General features: G+C 61.9%; 22 protein-coding genes. 18 read left to right on the plus strand and 4 right to left on the minus strand.

Annotation, left to right across the window (positions count from 1 at the left end):
• On the minus strand, nt 1-3072 hold a 3072-nt coding region (locus J0I64_RS12115; RefSeq protein ID WP_291408509.1), incomplete at its 3' end, for an ATP-binding protein.
• A gap of 231 nt (nt 3073-3303) precedes the next feature.
• On the opposite strand from J0I64_RS12115, the gene urtA reads away from it, so the two are divergent.
• The 5 genes from urtA to urtE all read left to right on the plus strand — a co-directional run bounded on the left by urtA (nt 3304) and on the right by urtE (nt 8994).
• Complete coding sequence (gene urtA, locus J0I64_RS12120) at nt 3304-4608, plus strand: urea ABC transporter substrate-binding protein (RefSeq protein WP_291408511.1); 1305 nt, start codon at nt 3304-3306, stop codon at nt 4606-4608.
• A 76-nt stretch (nt 4609-4684) separates the two neighbouring features.
• Nucleotides 4685-6298 carry an urea ABC transporter permease subunit UrtB gene (urtB, locus tag J0I64_RS12125; RefSeq protein WP_291408514.1) on the plus strand — a complete coding sequence of 538 codons (1614 nt, stop codon included), beginning with the start codon at nt 4685-4687 and terminating at the stop codon, nt 6296-6298.
• A gap of 40 nt (nt 6299-6338) precedes the next feature.
• Nucleotides 6339-7538 carry an urea ABC transporter permease subunit UrtC gene (urtC, locus tag J0I64_RS12130; protein WP_291408517.1) on the plus strand — a complete coding sequence of 400 codons (1200 nt, stop codon included), beginning with the start codon at nt 6339-6341 and terminating at the stop codon, nt 7536-7538.
• Nucleotides 7539-7543: 5 nt separating this feature from the next.
• Complete coding sequence (urtD, locus tag J0I64_RS12135) at nt 7544-8293, plus strand: urea ABC transporter ATP-binding protein UrtD (RefSeq protein WP_291408519.1); 750 nt, start codon at nt 7544-7546, stop codon at nt 8291-8293.
• Nucleotides 8290-8994: an urea ABC transporter ATP-binding subunit UrtE gene (gene urtE / locus J0I64_RS12140; RefSeq protein ID WP_291408521.1), complete on the plus strand. Its 705-nt coding sequence runs from the start codon at nt 8290-8292 to the stop codon at nt 8992-8994. Before urtD ends, urtE begins: the two co-directional genes overlap by 4 nt.
• Before the next feature lie 50 nt (nt 8995-9044).
• Here the strand turns inward: urtE and J0I64_RS12145 are convergent, their stop codons facing one another.
• Nucleotides 9045-9410, minus strand: coding sequence for a hypothetical protein (locus tag J0I64_RS12145; RefSeq protein ID WP_291408523.1), 366 nt, complete (start codon nt 9408-9410; stop codon nt 9045-9047).
• Between the two features lie 227 nt (nt 9411-9637).
• On the opposite strand from J0I64_RS12145, the gene J0I64_RS12150 reads away from it, so the two are divergent.
• From J0I64_RS12150 to J0I64_RS12210, 13 genes are all read left to right on the plus strand, one after another.
• Nucleotides 9638-10342: an urease accessory protein UreD gene (locus J0I64_RS12150; protein WP_291408526.1), complete on the plus strand. Its 705-nt coding sequence runs from the start codon at nt 9638-9640 to the stop codon at nt 10340-10342.
• Between the two features lie 10 nt (nt 10343-10352).
• Nucleotides 10353-10655 (plus strand): urease subunit gamma, encoded by a 303-nt coding sequence (locus J0I64_RS12155; RefSeq protein ID WP_056307006.1) that lies wholly within the window; start codon nt 10353-10355, stop codon nt 10653-10655.
• 11 nt (nt 10656-10666) lie between these two features.
• Nucleotides 10667-11245 (plus strand): HupE/UreJ family protein, encoded by a 579-nt coding sequence (locus J0I64_RS12160; protein ID WP_291408532.1) that lies wholly within the window; start codon nt 10667-10669, stop codon nt 11243-11245.
• A 7-nt stretch (nt 11246-11252) separates the two neighbouring features.
• On the plus strand, nt 11253-11558 hold the full coding sequence (locus J0I64_RS12165; RefSeq protein ID WP_291408534.1) for an urease subunit beta: 306 nt from the start codon (nt 11253-11255) through the stop codon (nt 11556-11558).
• A 102-nt stretch (nt 11559-11660) separates the two neighbouring features.
• Complete coding sequence (locus J0I64_RS12170) at nt 11661-12080, plus strand: hypothetical protein (protein WP_291408536.1); 420 nt, start codon at nt 11661-11663, stop codon at nt 12078-12080.
• A 114-nt stretch (nt 12081-12194) separates the two neighbouring features.
• Nucleotides 12195-13904, plus strand: a complete 1710-nt coding sequence (ureC, locus tag J0I64_RS12175) for an urease subunit alpha (RefSeq protein WP_291408537.1) — start codon at nt 12195-12197, stop codon at nt 13902-13904.
• A gap of 220 nt (nt 13905-14124) precedes the next feature.
• Entirely contained in the window at nt 14125-14550 is a 426-nt protein-coding gene (locus J0I64_RS12180) for an MliC family protein (RefSeq protein WP_291408540.1), read from the plus strand.
• 6 nt (nt 14551-14556) lie between these two features.
• Nucleotides 14557-15144 (plus strand): hypothetical protein, encoded by a 588-nt coding sequence (locus J0I64_RS12185; RefSeq protein ID WP_291408541.1) that lies wholly within the window; start codon nt 14557-14559, stop codon nt 15142-15144.
• Nucleotides 15141-15641, plus strand: coding sequence for an urease accessory protein UreE (locus J0I64_RS12190; RefSeq protein WP_291408543.1), 501 nt, complete (start codon nt 15141-15143; stop codon nt 15639-15641). Before J0I64_RS12185 ends, J0I64_RS12190 begins: the two co-directional genes overlap by 4 nt.
• Nucleotides 15638-16294, plus strand: coding sequence for an urease accessory protein UreF (locus J0I64_RS12195; RefSeq protein WP_291408545.1), 657 nt, complete (start codon nt 15638-15640; stop codon nt 16292-16294). Before J0I64_RS12190 ends, J0I64_RS12195 begins: the two co-directional genes overlap by 4 nt.
• On the plus strand, nt 16291-16722 hold the full coding sequence (locus tag J0I64_RS12200) for a DUF3995 domain-containing protein (RefSeq protein WP_291408547.1): 432 nt from the start codon (nt 16291-16293) through the stop codon (nt 16720-16722). The genes J0I64_RS12195 and J0I64_RS12200 overlap by 4 nt, the downstream gene beginning before the upstream one ends.
• 14 nt (nt 16723-16736) lie before the next feature.
• Nucleotides 16737-17369: an urease accessory protein UreG gene (ureG, locus tag J0I64_RS12205; RefSeq protein WP_291408549.1), complete on the plus strand. Its 633-nt coding sequence runs from the start codon at nt 16737-16739 to the stop codon at nt 17367-17369.
• A 4-nt stretch (nt 17370-17373) separates the two neighbouring features.
• The gene (locus J0I64_RS12210; protein WP_291408551.1) at nt 17374-17838 is read left to right on the plus strand and encodes a GNAT family N-acetyltransferase; all 465 of its coding nucleotides are present in this window, start codon (nt 17374-17376) and stop codon (nt 17836-17838) included.
• A 3-nt stretch (nt 17839-17841) separates the two neighbouring features.
• On the opposite strand, the gene J0I64_RS12215 is transcribed toward J0I64_RS12210, so the two are convergent.
• On the minus strand, nt 17842-18570 hold the full coding sequence (locus J0I64_RS12215) for a metallophosphoesterase (protein WP_291408553.1): 729 nt from the start codon (nt 18568-18570) through the stop codon (nt 17842-17844).
• The coding region (gene glgX / locus J0I64_RS12220; RefSeq protein ID WP_291408554.1) for a glycogen debranching protein GlgX at nt 18567-20339 on the minus strand (1773 nt) is incomplete at its 5' end. The genes glgX and J0I64_RS12215, both read right to left, overlap by 4 nt.

Consider the following 20339-nt stretch of genomic DNA (forward strand, 5'->3'; position numbering starts at 1 on the left):
CTCGAACGGCTTGGCGAGCGCATCGTTGTGCCCCGCATCGCGGCTCGCCGGCCCTGCGCCGTCGCCGATATTGGCCGAGAGCATGACAATGGGGTCGGCAAAGCCGCGCTCGCGCAAAGTCGCCACCAGATCCCAGCCGCTCATGCCCGGCATGCGGATATCGATGAAGAACATGTCCGGCCGCGTCAGCGACACCTCTTCGAGACAGGCAAGGCCATCACCCGCCGTCAGCACCACAAAGCCGAGCGGCGACAGCATTTCGCGCATCAGCTCGCGATGATCCTGATTGTCATCGACCACCATGATCACCCTGGTGGGCCCGGCATAGCCGATGATCCGCCGCAGACCGACCAAGCGCCGGCTCGTCCGCTCGACCTTGGCCAGCATCAGCCGCGCCTGGAAGCGCGTCCCCACCCCAACCGTGCTCGACACGGTAATCTCACCACCCAGCGTTTCCGTCAGCAGCTTTGTAATGGTCAACCCAAGGCCAAGGCCCGGCGTGAACCGATTGTGCTCAGCCTCGCCGCGCACGAAGGGCTCGAAGATATGGTCGAGATCCCCAGCGGAAATGCCGCTGCCGCTATCCGATACAGTGAACGTCGCCACCTGCATGCGATATCCGACCTCGAAGCTCACATAACCTGAACTGGTGAACTTGATGGCATTGGACAGCAGATTGACCAGAATCTGCCGCAGCCGCTTCTCGTCGGTTCGCACATAGACCGGCAGCGCCTTGGCGCGCGAATGGCGGAATTCCAACCCCTTGGCCGCCGCTTGCAGCCTGAACATGTCGACGATCTGATCCAGAAAATCTTGGATATTGATCTCGTTGGAATAGACGTGCAGCCGCCCCGCCTCGATCTTGGAAATATCGAGCAGGCCATCGATCAACCCCGACAGATGCTCCGCACTCCGCCGGATCACCTGCACCGAACCGCGCCGGTTCTCCGGCACCTCTGGATCGCGCTCGAGGATTTGCGCATAGCCCATCACCGCATTGAGCGGCGTGCGCAACTCGTGGCTGAGGCCGACAACATAGCGTGACTTGGCCTGATTGGCCGCCTCGGCCTTTTCCTTGGCCCGCTGCAGCTCGGCATCGGTCTTGCCATGCGCATCGATTTCCTTGAGCAGCAAGGTGTTTTGCCGCGTGCTCTCCTCTTCGGCGACAAGCCGGCTGTCATGCGCCAGCACCAGGAACCAGGTCATGATCCCCGCCGCCACGGCAAAAACGAAGAACACGACCAGCAGCGTGCCTCCCACCACATCCGAGGTGTCCGGCGCCGATTGACTGGCAAAATAGTAGATGAGCCCCAGAATGCCGCCGAGAATGGCCGTTGCGATGCCCATGGACATGCCATAGCGCCCAATCCGGGTCTGCAATTTCTCAATTGCCCATTGCGGCAAGACACTCGACGCCACTGCATGCGTCTGCGCCCGGAAATGCGCATGCGGCTTGCACATGTCATGGCACCGCGCATCGAGCGAACAACAGAGCGAACAGATCGGCGCCGCATAGGCCGGGCACCACGCCATGTCTTCCGGCTCGAAGGGGTGCTCGCAGATCGAGCAGGTCAGCGAAGTCTTGTTCGCCCACGCTTTTCGCGGTTTGCGTGCCAGATAGTATTTGCCCTTGGTCGCCCAGGCGATGGCGGGCGAAGCAATGAAGCAAACCACCAGCGCGATATAGGGCGCCAGCGCAGCCGCCATTCCGCCAAACGCGCCAAAATGCGCCGCCAGCGCAATCACCGCCGAGAGCAGCATCGAGCCAACACCAACCGGATTGATGTCATAAAGATGCGCCCGCTTGAACTCGATGCCCGGCGGCGAAAGACCCAGCGGTTTGTTGACGAAAAGATCGGCCGAAATCGAGCAGAGCCAGGCCATGGCGATGATCGAGAAAATCCCGAGCGTCTCCTCAAGCAGCCGATAAATCCCAAGCTCCATCAGCAGCAGCGCGATAGCGACGTTGAACAGTAGCCAGACGACGCGGCCCGGATGGCTATGCGTCAACCGCGAAAAGAAGTTCGACCAGGCCAGCGACCCGGCATAGGCATTCATCACATTGATCTTGAGCTGGCTGACGACGACAAAAACCGCCATCAGCATCAGCGCTACAAGTTCATTGGGGATCATGTAGCCAAAAGCCACGGCATACATGTAACCGGGCTCTGACGCATGCTCCGGCGAGACACCTGACGACAGCGCCAGAAACGCCAGAAACGACCCCGCAATCAGCTTCGGCGCGCCAACGACAACCCACCCGGCCCCCGCCAGAAAAATCCCGAGCTTCTGCCGCCACTTCGGCGCGCCTTCGGCAGGCAAAAATCGCAAAAAATCGACCTGCTCCCCGATCTGCGTCATCAGCGCCAGAATGACCGCCGAAGCCGCACCAAACTTGGCGATATCGAGGGGCGAGATCGTCCCGGCCGCCCCTTCCGGCTGGCCCAGCCCGGCAAAGGCCCGCCAGAGGTCAAACTTCTCCCAATCCATGAAGGCGATGAAGAAGAATGGCAGGATGTTCAGCACGATCCAGATCGGCTGCGTCAGCACCTGAAAGCTCGAAATCATCCTGATGCCGTGCGTCACCAGCGGAATGACGATAACAGCCGAGATGATGTGCCCCATCCAGAGCGGAATGCCGAAAGCCAACTCCAGCGCGCTCGACATGATCGAGGCTTCGATGGCGAAGAGGATGAAGGTGAAGCTCGCATAGATCAGCGAGGTGATCGTCGAGCCGATATAGCCAAAGCTGGCACCGCGGGTAAGGAGATCGACATCAACCCCATGCCGCGTCGCATAGCGCGAAATCGGCACGCCGACGAGCAGGATGGCGATTGACGCGACGACTATCGCAATCAGCGCATTGGTCGTCCCATATGACAACGTAATGCTACCGCCAATCGCCTCCAGCGCCAGAAACGATATCGCGCCAATGGCCGTTTGCGAGATTCGATCATTGGAAAAGCGGCGTGCAGACTTGGCCGTAAAGCGCAGCGCATAGTCTTCCAGCGTCTGATTGGCGACCCAGCGATTGTATTCGCGTCTGATGGGAATGATCCGCTGTCGCGCCATATTTTTAGACAATCCAACGCGTTGCTCAAAAATTCACCAAAGCCGTCTTAGCACGGATTTGAGCAAAATCACGCGGTTTTTCAGGCGCTTCCAGCAATGCGCGGAATCTGACCCTCAGCCGGTTACGTCAATCGACGTATAGGGCTCCCCCAAAAAATCGTCTCAGGTGCCCCCATCGAGGCGCCTCCCTTGGCTGTCTCCTGGGGTCAAACAAACTAGAGGGACGAACACATGAACTTCTCGCGCGCCAAAAGCGCCCTGCTCGCCGCGGCACTCGCCGGCAGCGTTTCCCTGCCCATGGCTCCGGCCATGGCCCAGGAAGACACCATCAAGGTCGGTATCCTGCACTCGCTCTCGGGCACGATGGCGATTTCGGAAACCACCCTCAAGGACACCATGCTGTTCCTCATCGAACAGCAAAATGCCAAGGGCGGCGTTCTCGGCAAGAAGCTCGAGCCCGTCGTGGTCGACATCGCTTCAGACTGGCCGCTGGCCGCCGAACTCGCCCGTCAGTTGATCGAAGTCGACGATGTCGACGTGGTTTTTGGCTGCTGGACCTCGGTCTGCCGCAAGTCCGTGTTGCCGGTCTTTGAAGAACTGAACTCGCTACTCTTCTACCCCGTCCAGTACGAAGGCGAAGAATCCCAGCGCAACGTGTTCTACACCGGCGCCTCCCCGAACCAGCAGGCCATCCCGGCCGTCGACTACCTGATGAGCGAAGACGGCGGCTCGGTCGAGCGCTGGGTCCTCGCCGGCACCGACTATGTCTATCCCCAGACCACCAACAAGATTCTCGAGCAGTACCTGCTCGACAAGGGCGTGGCTCCGGAAGACATCATGATCAACTACACGCCCTTCGGTCATTCCGACTGGCAGACGATCGTCTCCGACATCAAGACCTTTGGTTCGGAAGGCAAGAAGACCGCCGTGGTCTCGACCATCAACGGCGATGCCAACGTGCCGTTCTACCGTGAACTGGGCAACCAGGGCATCAAGGCCGAAGACATCCCCGTCGTCGCCTTCTCGGTCGGCGAAGAAGAGCTTTCCGGCTTCGATACCACCCCGCTCGTGGGCCACCTCGCCGCCTGGAACTACTTCATGTCGGTCGACACGCCGGAGAACGAGGCGTTCATCGCTGATTGGCAGAAGTTCATCGGTTCGGACACCCGCGTCACCAACGACCCGATGGAAGCCCACATGATCGGCTTCAACCTCTGGGTGAAGGCCGTGGAAGCTGCCGGTTCGACCGAAGCCGACGCCGTGATCGACTCGATCGTCGGCCTCGAAACGCCGAACCTGACCGGCGGCACCGCCAAGATGCTCCCGAACCACCACATCACCAAACCCGTGCTGATCGGTGAAATCCAGGATGACGGCCAGTTCTTCGTGGTCTGGGAAACCGAAGACCTCGTCCCCGGCGACGCATGGTCCGACTACCTGCCCGAATCCAAGATGTTGGAAGCCGATTGGACCGCCCCGATCAACTGCGGCAACTACAACACCGAAACCAAGACCTGCGGCGGCTCCGCACAGTAAGCGAACCGCTTGAACCCGGCAGGGGCGGCTACCGCCCCTGCCTCTTTCTCTCGCAGCGACAAGGACTTTCCAAGCGATGCTGACTCAAATTCTCCGCCTGGCACTTCTCACCCTGTCGCTTCTGCTGCCTACGCAGATGGTGCGCGCTCAGGACGCCGCAGTCGATATTCCGGCTCAAGTCACCGCCTTGGGCGAAGCCAGCCTCCGCGAACTCGGTACGATCATTACGACACTCGCCTCGACTGGCGATCCCGCGGTCGTTCCGGTCCTCACCGCCCTCGGCGAAGGCAATCTCTATCTCGACGAAACCTCCGGCGCGGTCGTCATCCAGCGCGGCTCGGCTATCACCGACCCGCTGACAGGCGAGGCCGTCGACCTCGGCGCAGACGCCGACCTCTCGCGCATCCGCGTCAACAACGGCCTCCGGCGCGACATTTCCGCGGCCCTCTCCGGCATGACGCTGATGAGCGACAACCCATCGACGCGCCTCTCCGCCGCTCGGGGTTTTCTGTCCAAGCCAGACGCGGCCAACCTACCTCTGCTTGATGAAGCCATCGCCGCCGAAACCGAAGCCAATGTCCGCTCCGTCATGCAGGCCGCCCGCGCCGTCACCATCCTGACCAGCGAAGATGCCAGCATCGAAGACAAGCTGGCTGCCGTGCCACAGATCGTCTCTGGCGCCGGCCGCAACGCCATCACTATTCTCACCGGCGCCCTCGCCAGTGCGCCCGACGAAGTGAAGCCAACGATCCAATCCGCCATCTCCGGCCTCGAACAGGGTCGCGCCGTCTGGGGCGCACTACAGAACGTCTGGTTCGGCGTTTCTCTCGGCTCCGTCCTCCTCCTCGCCGCCATCGGCCTCGCAATCACCTTCGGCGTCATGGGGATCATCAACATGGCCCATGGCGAAATGGTCATGCTCGGCGCCTACACGACGTTCCTCGTGCAACTCGTCATCCGCCAGAATTTTCCGGGTCTGCTCGATTATTCACTGCTCATCGCCCTGCCCGTCGCATTCCTCGTTACCGGCGCCATCGGCGTCGGCATCGAGCGCGGCATCATTCGCTGGCTCTACGGTCGCCCGCTCGAAACCCTGCTCGCCACCTGGGGTCTATCCCTGATCTTGCAGCAGACCGTGCGCTCGATCTTCGGCCCCACCAACCAGATGGTCATCGCGCCAACCTGGATGTCCGGCTCCACCGATTTCTTCGGTCTCGCCATCACTTACAACCGCTTCTGGATCGTGATCTTTGCGCTGATCGTCTTCTTCATGCTGCTGCTGATCCTCAACCGCACGCCGCTCGGCCTGCAGATGCGCGCCGTCACGCAGAACCGCCGCATGGCCTCGGCCATGGGCATCCGTACCCCCTTCGTCGACGCCATGACTTTTGGCCTGGGCTCAGGCATTGCGGGCCTCGCCGGTGTAGCGCTCACCCAGATCGACAATATCTCCCCGAACCTCGGCCAGAACTACATCATCGACAGCTTCATGGTCGTGGTCTTCGGCGGCGTGGGCAACCTCTGGGGTACCTTTGTCGGCGCGCTGACACTCGGCGTCGCCAACAAATTCCTCGAGCCCTATGCCGGCGCGGTGCTCGGCAAGATCCTGATCCTGGTGCTGATCATCCTCTTCATCCAGCGGCGTCCGCGGGGCCTTTTCGCCCTCAAGGGAAGGGCGATCGAACAATGATCATCGTTCCTCCCCGCACCCTGACTTCCGGAGACATCGCATGCTGACCCAAGCCCTGTTCCGCGCGCTCGACAAAAAGGCCGTATGGGTCATCGGCATCTTCCTCGCCGTTGCCGTGCTCGTCCCTATAGCCAATCTGCTGGTCCCCCCAGGCCAGTTCGGCCACGTGCCGACCTATCTTGTCTCGCTGCTCGGCAAATATCTCAGCTACGCCATTCTGGCGCTCGCGCTCGACCTCGTCTGGGGCTATGGCGGGATTCTCTCTCTCGGCCACAGCGCCTTCTTCGCGCTCGGCGGCTATGCCATGGGCATGTATCTCATGCGCCAGATCGGCACCCGCGGCGTCTATGGCAATCCGACACTCCCCGACTTCATGGTCTTCCTCAATTGGAAGGAGCTGCCCTGGTATTGGCTGGGCTTCGATAATTTCTGGTTCGCCATGGCCATGGTCGTCGTAGTGCCCGGCCTCCTCGCTTTCATCTTCGGCTTCTTCGCCTTTAGGAGCCGCGTGACAGGCGTCTATCTCTCGATCATCACCCAGGCGATGACGTTCGCCCTGTTGCTCGCCTTCTTCCGCAACGACATGGGCTTTGGCGGCAATAACGGCCTCACCGACTTCAAGGACATCCTCGGCGCCCCTGTCCAGGCTCAGACGACGCGCGTCATCCTCTTCGCCGCAACGGCGATTGCGCTGGCCCTCTCCGTCCTCGTCTGCTCGATGATTGTCAATTCCAAGCTCGGCAAAGTCATGGTGGCCGTACGCGATGCCGAAAGCCGCACGCGCTTCATCGGCTATCGCGTCGAATACGCAAAACTCTTCGCCTTCACCGTCTCGGCCATCATGGCGGGCATTGCCGGTGCTCTCTATGTGCCGCAGGTCGGCATCATCAATCCCGGCGAATTCGAGCCCGGCAATTCCATCGAAGTCGTCATCTGGACCGCCGTCGGCGGCCGCGGCACCCTGGTCGGCCCGATCATCGGCGCCATCGTCGTCAATCTCGGCAAATCCTGGTTCACCAGCGCCCTCCCCGAATTCTGGCTCTTTGCACTGGGCGCCCTCTTCATCTTCGTGACGCTCTTCTTACCCAAAGGCATCGTCGGCCTCTGGAAGCAGATTTTTGGCGCCAATCGCAAGAAGGCCGAGGAACCGTCCTCGCCAACCCCAGCCCAATCGGCCGACATCGAGCGCGGTGAAGACCCCAGCACTTTCGACAATGTTCACCCCCGGCCGGCGGAGTAAAGCCAATGAGCAAAGCTCAGGATACGATGCTCTACCTTAACGGCGTCTCGGTCGCCTTTGACGGTTTCAAGGCCATCAACAATCTCTCGATCATCGTCCGGCCCACCGAAATGCTGGCCATTATCGGCCCCAATGGCGCGGGCAAGACCACGATGATGGACATCATCACCGGCAAGACGCGGCCAGACGCCGGCGACGTCATGTTCGACGGCCGCACCGACCTGACGAAACTGGACGAAGCCACGATCGCCAATCTCGGCATCGGCCGCAAATTCCAGAAGCCGACCGTCTTCGAGAGCCACACCATCTGGGACAATCTCGAAATGGCGCTGAAGAAGCCGCGCGGCATCTTCAATGCGCTCTTCTACACTGCCAGCGACGATGACGTCGCCCGCATCACCGAAATCCTCGAAACAGTTCGACTCCTCCACCGCAAGGATGAGCTCGCCGCCAATCTCAGCCACGGCCAAAAGCAGTGGCTCGAAATTGGCATGCTGCTTGCACAAGATCCGAAGCTCCTGCTCGTCGACGAACCCGTCGCCGGCATGACCGACAGTGAAACCGAGGAGACCGCGAAACTGCTGCGCGAAATCGCCAAGACCCGATCCGTCGTAGTGGTCGAGCACGACATGAGCTTCGTGCGCGAGCTGGGTTCGCGCGTCGTGTGCCTCGCCGAAGGCGCTGTGCTGGCCGAGGGTTCTCTGGACCAGGTCAGCGCCAATCCCGTCGTGATCGAAAGGTACCTTGGCCGATGACCGCAGCACTCTCGATCTCAGCCATCGACCTTCACTACGGCGCCGCCCAAGCGCTCAAGGGTGTCTCCATCGACTGCCAGCCGGGCAAGATTACCGCCGTCCTCGGCCGCAATGGTGTCGGCAAGTCGTCGACCCTCCGCGCCATCACCGGCATCAATCATATCTCGTCGGGTGCCATAACTTTCGGCAGCGACGTGCTCAAAAAAACGCCACCCTACAAGCGCGCGCGTATGGGTATCGGCTATGTGCCGCAGGGTCGCGAAATCTTCCCGCTGCTGACGGTGAAAGAAAACCTCGAAACCGGCTATGCCGGCCTCGCCCGCAGCGACCGCAATATTCCCGAATACATCTTCGAGCTGTTCCCCGTGCTCAAGTCCATGCTTGGGCGGCGGGGCGGCGATCTCTCGGGTGGCCAGCAGCAGCATCTCGCTATCGGCCGCGCTCTGGTCACCCGACCCAAAGTTCTGGTTCTTGATGAACCCACCGAGGGCATCCAGCCCTCGATCATCAAGGACATCGGCCGCGCGTTGCAATTCCTGCGCGACGAGAAGGGCATGACCATCCTGCTCGTTGAGCAGTTCCTCGATTTCTGCCGGGAAATTGCCGACGACATCTACGTCATGGACCGCGGTGAGATCATGCACCAAGGCCCTGCCAGCGATCTCGACCGGCCGGATGTACGCAAACACCTGATGGTATGAAAAAGGCACCCAGCGCTGCCGGGTGCCACTTAACCGCGATGAGCGATCGATTATTGAGTGACGAAGCCACCATCGATGCAGGCCTGAAGACTGATCGTGTCCAGATCAATCTTCGTGGTCGCATTCGCCAATTCGTTCGTTTCCGGAGCATTTTCGAGCACTGCATCATTCGACGCGTTGGTGTCGTTGGTGTCGTTGGTGTCGTTCGCATCATTTGCGTCGCTGTGAGTGTCACTGGAGTTGTCCGTCAGGGACTGCGTCGCGGCAGCATTGGACAGCTGGTCGCAGCGTTCCTGCACGGCCGGCATGTCGGATTCGGAGACGGGGGCGCCATTCATTGTCATTCCCTGCGCAAAGGCAGCACCGGTGAGGGCAACGGTAAGCGCGGCAACGGACAGAGCAGATTTAATGGTCATTTGAATAACCTCTTGAAAATTCTCAATGAAAGAGCGTTTGCTCGTGTAGACAACGAGATGATCACAGGATCGTTGCAATGAATTTTGCCGCAGTGCCAAATTCTGATCCGGTAGTATCCCCGCCAGTGTTGCAGCGGGCCAGGGGCATTGCCCGCATCGGCACCAAGCAACGCGACGGAAAGACTTGTATTGACAAGCTTTTCCAGGAGGGGTGCGGCAAGATACGCTTGCCCCGCACACATTCTTCCGCGCTCGAGGCGGTGTTCATCAATACTGCCGGTGGCATTACTGGTGGCGATCATCTGCAATGGGGCGCGGACGTTGCCCCTGGCGGGCGCCTGGTCATCACCACCCAGGCCTGCGAGCGCAGCTATCGCTCGACCGGCGACACAGCGCATGTCGAGGCCGATGTCGCCGTTGGCGCCAATGCCCACCTGGATTGGCTGCCGCAGGAGACCATTCTCTTTGCCGCCAGCAGGCTCGACCGGCGGCTGACCATTCGCCTCGATGAGGGCGCCACGCTCACCGCCATCGAGGCTGTGTTGCTGGGCCGCGACGCCATGGGCGAAGAAGCCCGCGACGCCCGCTTCTCTGACACCTGGCGCATCTATCGCCAGAACCGCCTGATTCACGCCGAAGCGACCCGGCTGACTGGCGAGGGCAGTGAACGCGACGGCCTCTCGCTGCTGCGCGGCTGCCGGGCCTTCGCCTCGGTGCTGCACGTCGCAGCAAGTCCCGACATGGCCGGGCGCATGCTGGACCGTGTCAGAGCCCTTCCACCCGCAAATGGCCTGATCGCGGCCAGCGCCAATGGCGAACGCCTCGTTGTCCGCGCCATGGCACCCACCGGGCTCGCCCTCAGAAAACTACTGGTTCCAACTCTCATCGAACTGACCGGCGCCGGCTCGCTGCCGCGCCTGTGGCATCTCTAGGAAACGGCCGATGAACCTCACCCCACGTGAAAAAGACAAGCTTCTCATCGCAATGGCCGCCATCGTCGCGCGCAAGCGCCTCGAGCGCGGCGTGAAGCTCAATCACCCAGAGGCCATTGCCCTCATCACCGATTTCGTCGTCGAAGGCGCCCGCGATGGCCGCCCCGTCTCCGAGCTCATGGAAGCGGGCGCCCATGTGGTCACTCGCGCCCAGGTCATGGAAGGCATAGCCGAGATGATCCACGACGTGCAGGTCGAAGCCACCTTCCCCGACGGCACCAAGCTCGTCACCGTCCACCAACCCATCCGCTAAAGAGGCCCAATATGCTCAAGCGCATCTCCCTGGCTCTCGCCATCACCGCCGCGGCCACCCTGCCCGCCTTCGCCCATCTTGATCCGATCGAGCACGGCTCTTTCGCGGCCGGTTTCAGCCATCCCCTCTTCGGCCTCGATCATATCCTGGCCATGATCGCCGTGGGCCTTTGGGCCGCCATGCAGGGCGGCCGCGCCATCTGGCTTGTGCCCGCAGCCTTCGTCGGCACCATGGCCCTGGGCTTTGTCGCCGCCATCGTCGGCATGCCTCTGCCCTTCGTCGAGCCGGTCATCCTGGCCTCGGTGATCTTCATCGGTATCGCCATTGCCCTAGCCCTGCCCGTTCCCACCGGCGCAGTCGCGGCCATGGTTGGCTTTTTTGCCTTCTTCCACGGCCATGCCCATGGCGGCGAACTCGGTGAGGCCGGCGCCTGGCAGTTCGCCATCGGCTTCGTCATCGCCACCGGCGTGCTTCACGCAGTCGGCATCGGCGCGGGTCTCTGCTTCGGCCGCTTCGGCGGCAAGGCGCTGTCCCGCCTGGCCGGCGCCGCCACCGCTCTCGGCGGCCTCTGGCTCGCCTTCGGCGCGTGAGGCAGCCATGATCCCGGGCCAAGTCATCCCCGCCGCCGGCACCATCGAGCTCAATGCCGGGCTCGAACAGATCGTGCTCGAAGTTGCCAATACCGGCGACCGGCCGATCCAGGTCGGTTCCCACTACCACTTCTATGAGACCAATGCGGGCCTCAGCTTCGATCGTGAAAAGGCCCGCGGCATGCGGCTCGATATCGCCGCCGGCACCGCCGTGCGTTTCGAGCCAGGCCAGAGCCGTGAAGTGCGCCTGATCCCCATCGGGGGCGATCGCAAGATTTACGGTTTCCGCCAGAAAGTCATGGGGTCGCTGTGACCATGTGGGCACGCTTCGGCAAATCTTGGCGCATGCCATGGCAATCGCGGGCGAATGGTGGTTTAACCTCCGCCACTCGAAGCTGCCATTGCCTGGATGACCATGACTGCCGAAGCCCCGACCACAGAAGTCCGCAACGCCGAATTCAAGCAGCGCTTCGCCGCAGTCCTGGCCGATATTCAGAAGGCCGGCCAGGAAGATGGCGAGGCCCTTGGGTTGATCGGCCATCTCGCCAGCGATCTTGCCAAAAGCCTGCAGCAGCCAAACTGGTCCAAGGCCAAGGCCGTGATCACGCCGCAGACCTACAACGATCTGCTGAAGATCTTCGAGCAGCGCGGCAACGAGTACCATCAGGCCGGCCAGACCAAGCATGCCTACGCCATTCAAGCGCTGGCCATGTCGCTGATTTCGGGCACCATGCGCAAGGATCCGCAGTTGGCCGAAGGCGAGAAGTATCTCGACACGATCATCGACCGCTCGATCGCAATCTACCAGTCGCTCAACCCCGTCACGCTCAACTAACCGCCTCCAAAACCTCTCATAACAACGCGACCGCACGCACGGCCCTTCCGGGCCGGGCGTTTTCGTCGTTTGCGCCAATCGTTCAACGCCTCTCCTGATTTCCGGAGTTTCGACATGCCCGCCCGCATTTCCCGCGCCTCCTATGCCGACATGTACGGTCCCACCACCGGCGACAAGGTGCGTCTGGCTGATACCGAGCTCTTCATCGAGGTGGAGAAGGATTTCACCACCTATGGCGAGGAAGTGAAATTCGGCGGCGGCAAGGTCATCCGTGACGGCATGGGGCAGTCCCAGCGTACTCGCGCCGAGGGCGCCGTCGATACCGTCATCACCAATGCGCTGGTCGTCGACCATACCGGCATTTTCAAAGCCGATATCGGCCTCAAGAACGGCCGCATCGTCGGCATCGGCAAGGCGGGCAATCCCGACACGCAATCGGGCGTCGACATCATCATCGGCCCATCGACCGAAGCCATCGCCGGCGAAGGCAAGATTCTGACCGCAGGCGGCATGGATGCCCATATCCACTTCATCTGCCCCCAGCAGATCGAAGAAGCGCTGATGTCCGGCATGACCACCATGCTCGGCGGCGGCTCCGGCCCGGCCCATGGCACGCTCGCCACCACCTGCACCGGCGCCTGGCACATCGAGCGCATGATCGAAAGCTTCGATGCTTTCCCCATGAACCTCGCTCTCGCGGGTAAGGGTAACGCCGCGGTTGCTGCTCCGATCGAAGAAATGATCCTCTCCGGCGCCTCCGCGCTAAAACTGCACGAAGACTGGGGGACTACCCCTGCCGCCATCGACAACTGCCTTTCGGTTGCCGATGCCTATGACGTGCAGGTGATGATCCACACCGACACGCTCAATGAATCCGGCTTTGTCGAAGACACGGTCGGCGCCTTCAAGGGCCGCACCATCCACGCCTTCCACACCGAAGGCGCCGGCGGCGGCCACGCCCCCGACATCCTGAAGGTCGCGGGCCTGCCCAACGTCATCCCTTCCTCGACCAATCCAACCCGGCCCTACACAGTCAACACCATTGCCGAGCATCTCGACATGCTCATGGTCTGCCACCACCTCGACCAGTCGATCCCCGAAGACGTCGCTTTCGCCGAAAGCCGCATCCGCAAGGAAACCATTGCGGCCGAAGATATCCTGCACGATATGGGCGCCCTCTCCGTCATTTCCTCGGACAGCCAGGCCATGGGCCGCGTCGGCGAAGTGCTCATTCGCACCTGGCAGACTGCCGACAAGATGAAGCGCCAGCGCGGCAAGCTCTCTGAGGAAACCGGCGACAACGACAATTTCCGCGTCCGCCGCTACATCGCCAAATACACGATCAACCCTGCCATCGCCCACGGCATGAGCCAACACATCGGCTCCATCGAAGTCGGCAAGCGTGCAGATCTCGTGCTCTGGAACCCTGCCTTCTTCGGCGTAAAGCCCGAAATGGTGCTTCTCGGCGGCTCCATCGCCGCCGCCCCCATGGGCGATCCCAACGCCTCGATCCCGACACCCCAGCCCATGCACTACCGCCCCATGTTTGGCGCTTACGGCAAGCTGGTCAGTCGCTCCTCCGTCACCTTCGTCTCCCAGGCAGCCCACGACGCGGGCCTGCGCAACCGCCTCGGCGTCGACAAACAGCTCTTGCCGGTCACCAACACCCGCGGCGGCATCGGCAAGGCGGCCATGAAGCTCAACGCCGCGACACCCCATATCGACGTTCACCCCGAAACCTACGAAGTGCGCGCCGACGGCGTCCTCCTGACCTGCGAACCAGCAACCGTCCTCCCCATGGCCCAGCGCTATTTTCTGTTCTGACAAGGGGCGGTTCGAAGCTACGTCTTGGACCTGCTTCACGACCGGCCCAAGACGCAAATATGGATTCGCCACTCGCGACCTCAAGAAAATCGCGCCTGCAACCCTCTATGAAGCCTAGTTTTTAGGCTCCGGACATCTTGCCAGAACAAGCAATCACCATGATTGTGAGGACAGACTCCTTGGTGCTTCGCACTGTTTCCAACACTATCGAGGAAAAATCATGATCGATTTGAGGAGCCTGATCGCCGGCGGCATCGTCCTGTGCGCGGCATCCGCCGCCCATGCCCAGGAGGCACCTGCAGCCGAAACGGCAACGGCCACCACGCCTCCTGCCGTCACCGCGACCCTCACCCTGACGCTCGACACAACCGGTGATATCGAGCGGCGTACTGTCATCTATCAGTGCGACAATGGCGAAGGTTTCCGCGTCCAATACATCAATTCGTCGCCGAACTTTCTCGCCATCCTTCCGGTAGACGGCGAAACGCACATCTTCGCCACCGCGCTTTCCGCGTCCGGCGCCCGCTATGTCTCCGGTCCTTATGAATGGTGGAGCACGGGCGACGAGGCCACGCTGCGCGATCTGCGCTCCGAGGAAAACGATCCGCCCCTCGCCAGCTGCCTTTCAGCGGTCAACACTCCCTAGGCCACCATGGAACCACACGCGCCCGCCGAGATATTTCCCCATATTCGCATCGTGATGGGCACGGTGGTCGGTTTGGGCATCACCCGCCTGCTGATGACCTTCGCGGGAATGGTGCAGCACCCGAGCCGTCCGGGGCGCTCTATTCTTCACCTGTTGTGGATGGGCTCGATCCTGCTCGAGCTCATTCTGTTCTGGTGGTGGGAATTTGCCCTGTTCCAGCTCTCAAACTGGACCTTCGGCATCGCCTTCTTCATCATCTTCTATTCGGTCGTGCTGTTCCTGATGGCGGCCCTGCTCTGTCCGGACAATGTTACCGAGTACAACGGCTACGAGGACTTCTTCCTCAGGCGCCGCCCGTGGTTCTTCGGGCTCCTCGCCACGACGTTCATGCTCGATACGATCGACACGATCATCAAGGGCGGCACGCATCTTGCGCGCTTCGACCTGTCCTATTTCATGCAAGTACCCGTAGGTCTGGTCCTCTGCATCTTCGCTCTGCGATCGACCGACCGACGATTGCACATGTTCATTGTCATCGTGCACATCATCTATCAGTTCTACCTGATCGCACGTTTCTTCAACACCACCCAGTGACCCAGGAACCCGCCATCGCCGCCATGCTTCGAGCCGTCGCCCAACTGCCCGCCCACCATGGCCGTGGCGCCGCCATGGACAGCATCACGCTGGCCCATGACGAACGCCGCCTGCGCCGCAAACTGCTCACGGGTCGGAACGGCACCGAAGTCCTCGTCGATTTCCCCAACACCGTAACCCTCGACCATGAGGGCGCGCTGGAGCTCGAAGACGGCAGGCTGATCGAAATCCTCGCGGCAAATGAAGTCCTCTATGCCGTCACCGCCAAAGACGCCGCCCACCTGTTGCGCCTCGCCTGGCACATCGGCAATCGCCACACCCCTGCCCAGCTCGACGCCGATCGCATCCTGATCAAGCGCGACCATGTGCTGAAAACCATGCTCGAAGGCCTCGGCGCCCGCGTCACGGATGTAACCGAACCCTTCTTTGCCGAGCACGGCGCCTATCACAGCCATAGTCACGCCGATGCCGGCCATGCCCTGCTCGCCCGCCAGTGACCGCTGACCTGCAAAAACTGCTGACCTGGCTGTCCCCCGCTTTCCCGGTGGGCGCCTTCGCTTGGTCCGCAGGCCTCGAAACCGCCATCGCTAGCCTCCTCGTCCACGACCGGCAAACGGCCCAGGACTGGATCACCGGCGCGCTCCTTCACGGCAGCATTCGCACCGACGCAATCCTGCTTGCACATGCCCATCAGAACCCTCGCGCGCCTGCCATTCTGCAGGAGCTGGCCGACCTCTGCCTCGCGCTGACGCCGGCACGCGAGCGGCACGCCGAAACGACCCATACCGGCAACGCCTTCGCCACCGCCAGCGCCGCCTGGCCGGTCGACCAGCCGCTCGAACTCCCACACCCCTGCCCCTATCCGATCGCTGTCGGCGCTCTGGCCGGCGCCCACGCCATCGGGCTCAGGGATACTCTGGTCTCGTTCCTCACGGCCACGGTGCATGGCCAGGTCTCGGTCGCCGTGCGCCTCGTGCCGATCGGCCAGACCGATGGCCTGACGATCATGGCCGCTCTCGAACCCGATATCGGCAAACTGGCCGATCTGTGCCAGCATGCCACACTGGACGAAATCGGTAGCGTCGCCTATGGCGCCGATATAGCCCAGATGCAGCACGAAACGCTGCCTACAAGGATCTTCCGTTCATGAACATGTTCATCGCGTCCATGATGTTCATCGCTCTCTTCGCCGTCTCGCTGGCGCATTTTCTCTGGTCGATGGGGCGCACCTGGCCGATCCGCAGCGAGAAGCTGCTCGCCCAGACCGTCGTAGGTTTCAAGGACATCGAGCGCATGCCGCCGCGCCTGGCCTCGTTCGCTATCGCCCTCGCCACCTTCGCCGCCGGCATCTATGCCCTGGCGCTTGCCGACCACGACAGCGGCGGCATCTGGCTCAACCTCGGCGGTTTCGCCCTTGCGGCTGTTTTCCTTGCCCGCGGCATTGTCGGCTTCACCGACTGGTGGACCAAACTGACGCCCGAGCCGAATTTCCGCCTCAATGATCGCCGGGTCTATTCCCCGCTCTGCATTGCACTTGGCCTCGGCTTCCTCGCCCTGGTCGTGTTCCGCCTTACCTGATCTGGAGTCTTGCCATGACCAAAAGCCTCAATGGACCTCTGCGTATCGGCATTGGCGGTCCGGTTGGTTCGGGCAAGACCACCCTCTGCGAAATGTTGCTCAAGGCCATGCGTGATCGCTATTCCATGGCCGTGGTCACCAATGACATCTACACCCGCGAGGACGCCCTGATCCTCGCACGCGTCCAAGCCATCTCCGAAGACCGCATCGTCGGCGTCGAAACCGGCGGCTGCCCACACACGGCCATCCGCGAAGACGCCTCGCTCAACCTTGCGGCCATTGATGACCTCAATCGCAAATTTCCCGATCTCGATATCGTCCTCGTCGAGAGCGGCGGCGACAACCTGGCGGCGACCTTCTCGCCCGATCTGGCCGACCTCACCATCTACGTGATCTCTGTAGCCCAGGGTGAAAAGATCCCGCGCAAGGGCGGTCCGGCCATTTCCCGCTCCGACCTCCTGGTCATCACCCACACCGACCTTGCCCCATATGTCGGCGCGAGCCTTGAGGTTATGGAAAGCGACACGCAGAAGGTGCGCGAAGGCCGTCCCTACGTCTTCACCGACCTTCTGCGCCGCGAAAGCCTCGACCAGATCATCGGCTTCATCGAAAAGCACGGCGGCTTCCAGGCCGTAGCGGCCGAGTAGAGACGTGGCGCAAGTCCTGCGTCTGCGCAAGGCGCTGAGCGGCAGCGAGACCTTCCCGGCAATGCCCGAAGGTCTCCGACACCTCCCCACCGCAGACGCCGCCCCGATCGCGCTCCACGCGCTGCTGGCTGATGCCTACACAAATGGTTTCGGCAGCGTCCCGGCGTTTGCCCAGTGGTGGCCCTCCATCACCTCGGACGAAGAATACGACCCCGCACTGCTCGTCATCCTCGCCGACCAGACAGGCCACCCGGCGGCTCTAGCCCTTTGCTGGAACAGCGGCTTCATCAAGGATCTTGCCGTAGCGCCCCCCTGGCGCGGGCGTGGCGTCGGCGACGCGCTCCTCGCAACGGTCTTCGCCACCTTTGCAGAACGCGGCTTTCGGCGGATCGACCTCAAGGTCATGGCCGCCAATAGCGCTGCCATTCGCCTTTATCGCCGCGCCGGCATGGAAGAAGCCCCGCTCTAGCTTTCAGCCCACCATCACCACGTGGGTGACCAACCGCCCATCGACATAGTGGTGCAGCAATAGCCCCGGCGGATCGACGATTGCACTTTCCTTGCCATCGAGCCGCAGCCGATTGGCCAAGGTGACCGATGGCGCCATCGTCGCCTGTCGTCCGGCAAATCGGGTGAACATCGGCCTGTGCACATGCCCGCAGGTCAGCGCCAGCACGGTGTCACCCGCCGCCTCGATCACCGCCGCCAGTCTGTCGCCATTGTGACAAGTGTTGCGGTCTTTCCCGTCGATACCGGTAAGGAAAGGATGCTGGTGCTGAAAAATCAGCGTCGGCTCGTTCGACGAACTAAGCTCGTCCGCGAGCCAATCAAGGATCGGCGCCGCATCGCCGTAATGGCCATCCTCAACCGTCACGTCGAGCCCGATGATCCGCAGCCCCTCTACGCGCCCGACCACATTGAGCGGCCGGTCGCTCGGCCAGCCGAACCGCGCGCCAAATGCCTGCCGCATGTCACCGTGGTCATCGACATTACCCGGCACGACGAAGAACGGGCAGCCCACCGCTTCAAGCCGCTCGCGAACCGCGCGATAGCTCTTGTCGAACGCCGCCTCAGCCAGATCGCCGCTGACAATCAGGGCATCCGGCCGCATCGGCTTGAGCCAGTTCAACACCTTGTCGAGGCGCTCAAGGCGTCCGCCCGAGCCATCGGCATGGATATCGCTGAGTTGGGCGACAATCATTGCTTTGGCGCCTGCGGCCGCACCAGCGCCAATACGGAGCGGGCGCCGACCACCACCTTGCCATCGCTAAAGGTCACGGCCGTATCGGGGTCAGAATCGATGCCCACCACCCATTCCCCGGGCGGAAGCGTGGCTTCAACCGGATCGATCCGCCGATTGAACCACACCAGCACTTCGTCGTCCTTGTGCTTGAGGTCCATTCCAAGCACGGATGCGCCGCTGTCGTTCCAGTCGCCCTCGTTCATTTCGCGCCCATCAGGATGCAGCCACATCACGTCACGGAAACCGTGCCGGTCCTGCCCGGTCAGGAAATGGTCGTGGCTGATCGCCGGATGCGCCTTGCGGAACACATTCACCGCCGCAACGAAATCGACCAGTGCGCCGTCGGCATTGTCCCAGTCGACCCAGGTGATTTCGTTGTCCTGCGCATAAGCATTGTTGTTGCCCTGCTGGGTCCGATACATCTCGTCACCCTGCTGGATCAGTGGGGTCCCCCGCGAGAGGAACAGCGTCGCCAGCAGCGCCCGCACGTCGCGCTTGCGCGCCGCATTGATCGCGGGGTCATCGGTTTCGCCCTCCACCCCGCAATTCCACGAGGAATTGTGGTTGTGCCCGTCGCGATTTCCCTCGCCGTTCGCCTCGTTGTGCTTGTCGTGGTAGCTCACGAGATCGCGCAGGGTAAAACCGTCATGCACGGCCAGCATGTTGACGCCATTGCTCGGCTTACGGCCCTCGACGTCGAAAATCTCGGAAGAGCCGGAAACCTTCCCCGCCAGCGCGCCGATCTTGCCCGGCTCACCCTTCCAGAACGAGCGCACTTCATCGCGGAACGTGTCGTTATGCTCCTGGAATTCCTTGCCGAATTTCCCCAGCGCATAGCCGCCCGGCCCCGGATCCCACGGCTCGGCCACCAGAATGGCCTTGCTCAATATCGGATCGGCCTTGATCTTCTTGATCATTTCCGCGTCGGGATTGAACCCGGGCTCGCGGCCCAGAACCGTTGCGAGGTCGAAACGGAAACCGGAAACACCCATCTCCTCGACCCAATAGCGCAGGCTCTCGATCACCAGGCGCTGCACGGCCGGATGGTCACAGCGCAGCGTATTGCCGGTGCCGGTATCGTTGACCAGGTGCTGTTTTCCGTCGACCTCGACGAAGCGGTAATAGGTGTGCGCATCGAGCCCCATCATGCTCAGCATCGGGCCCTGCGCGTCGCTCTCGCCGGTGTGGTTATAAACCACGTCAAGGATCACCGAGATGCCGTTCTTGCGGTAGAGATCGGTCATCACCCGCAATTCCTGCGGGCCGCGGGGCGCCAGCCGCGGGTCGATGGCAAAATAAGCCACCGGATTATAGCCCCAGGCGTTGGTCAGCCCCAGCGCCGGCAAATGCCCTTCATCAATCCAGGCGGCAGTCGGCATCAGTTGGACGGTGTCCACCCCGAGATGCTTGAAATGGTCGATCACCCACTTGGTGGTGAGCCCGGCAATTGTCCCGCGCAGCGGCCCCTGCACGCTCGGATGGCGCATGGAAAACCCGCGCACATTGAGTTCGTAGAACAGACTCGGCGCTTTCTTGCGCGGCAGGATGTTCTCATTGCCATCGCCGACCACGATCGCCTTGGGGATCAGCGGCGCGGTATCCACCGCCTCCTCGCGCGGCAGCCGCAGGCGCGGCGAGCGCACGAAAACCCGGTCGAGCCGCCGGGCATAGGGATCGACCAGCAGCTTGTGCGGATCAAAGAAATAGCCCTGATCCGGATCATAGCG

It is taken from the genome of Devosia sp. (genome assembly GCF_017307565.1).
Classification (GTDB): domain Bacteria; phylum Pseudomonadota; class Alphaproteobacteria; order Rhizobiales; family Devosiaceae; genus Devosia.

Excerpts from the sequence above, each read along its gene's own strand:
- J0I64_RS12180 (WP_291408540.1), top strand. The coding sequence starts at position 14,125 with ATGATCGATTTGAGGAGCCTGATCGCCGGCGGCATCGTCCTGTGCGCG.
- urtB (WP_291408514.1), top strand. The coding sequence starts at position 4,685 with ATGCTGACTCAAATTCTCCGCCTGGCACTTCTCACCCTGTCGCTTCTG.
- J0I64_RS12185 (WP_291408541.1), top strand. The coding sequence starts at position 14,557 with ATGGAACCACACGCGCCCGCCGAGATATTTCCCCATATTCGCATCGTG.
- ureG (WP_291408549.1), top strand. The coding sequence starts at position 16,737 with ATGACCAAAAGCCTCAATGGACCTCTGCGTATCGGCATTGGCGGTCCG.
- urtA (WP_291408511.1), top strand. The coding sequence starts at position 3,304 with ATGAACTTCTCGCGCGCCAAAAGCGCCCTGCTCGCCGCGGCACTCGCC.
- J0I64_RS12215 (WP_291408553.1), bottom strand. The coding sequence starts at position 18,570 with ATGATTGTCGCCCAACTCAGCGATATCCATGCCGATGGCTCGGGCGGA.
- ureC (WP_291408537.1), top strand. The coding sequence starts at position 12,195 with ATGCCCGCCCGCATTTCCCGCGCCTCCTATGCCGACATGTACGGTCCC.
- J0I64_RS12165 (WP_291408534.1), top strand. The coding sequence starts at position 11,253 with ATGATCCCGGGCCAAGTCATCCCCGCCGCCGGCACCATCGAGCTCAAT.
- J0I64_RS12200 (WP_291408547.1), top strand. The coding sequence starts at position 16,291 with ATGAACATGTTCATCGCGTCCATGATGTTCATCGCTCTCTTCGCCGTC.
- J0I64_RS12155 (WP_056307006.1), top strand. The coding sequence starts at position 10,353 with ATGAACCTCACCCCACGTGAAAAAGACAAGCTTCTCATCGCAATGGCC.
- urtD (WP_291408519.1), top strand. The coding sequence starts at position 7,544 with ATGAGCAAAGCTCAGGATACGATGCTCTACCTTAACGGCGTCTCGGTC.
- urtE (WP_291408521.1), top strand. The coding sequence starts at position 8,290 with ATGACCGCAGCACTCTCGATCTCAGCCATCGACCTTCACTACGGCGCC.
- J0I64_RS12145 (WP_291408523.1), bottom strand. The coding sequence starts at position 9,410 with ATGACCATTAAATCTGCTCTGTCCGTTGCCGCGCTTACCGTTGCCCTC.
- J0I64_RS12160 (WP_291408532.1), top strand. The coding sequence starts at position 10,667 with ATGCTCAAGCGCATCTCCCTGGCTCTCGCCATCACCGCCGCGGCCACC.
- urtC (WP_291408517.1), top strand. The coding sequence starts at position 6,339 with ATGCTGACCCAAGCCCTGTTCCGCGCGCTCGACAAAAAGGCCGTATGG.
- J0I64_RS12170 (WP_291408536.1), top strand. The coding sequence starts at position 11,661 with ATGACTGCCGAAGCCCCGACCACAGAAGTCCGCAACGCCGAATTCAAG.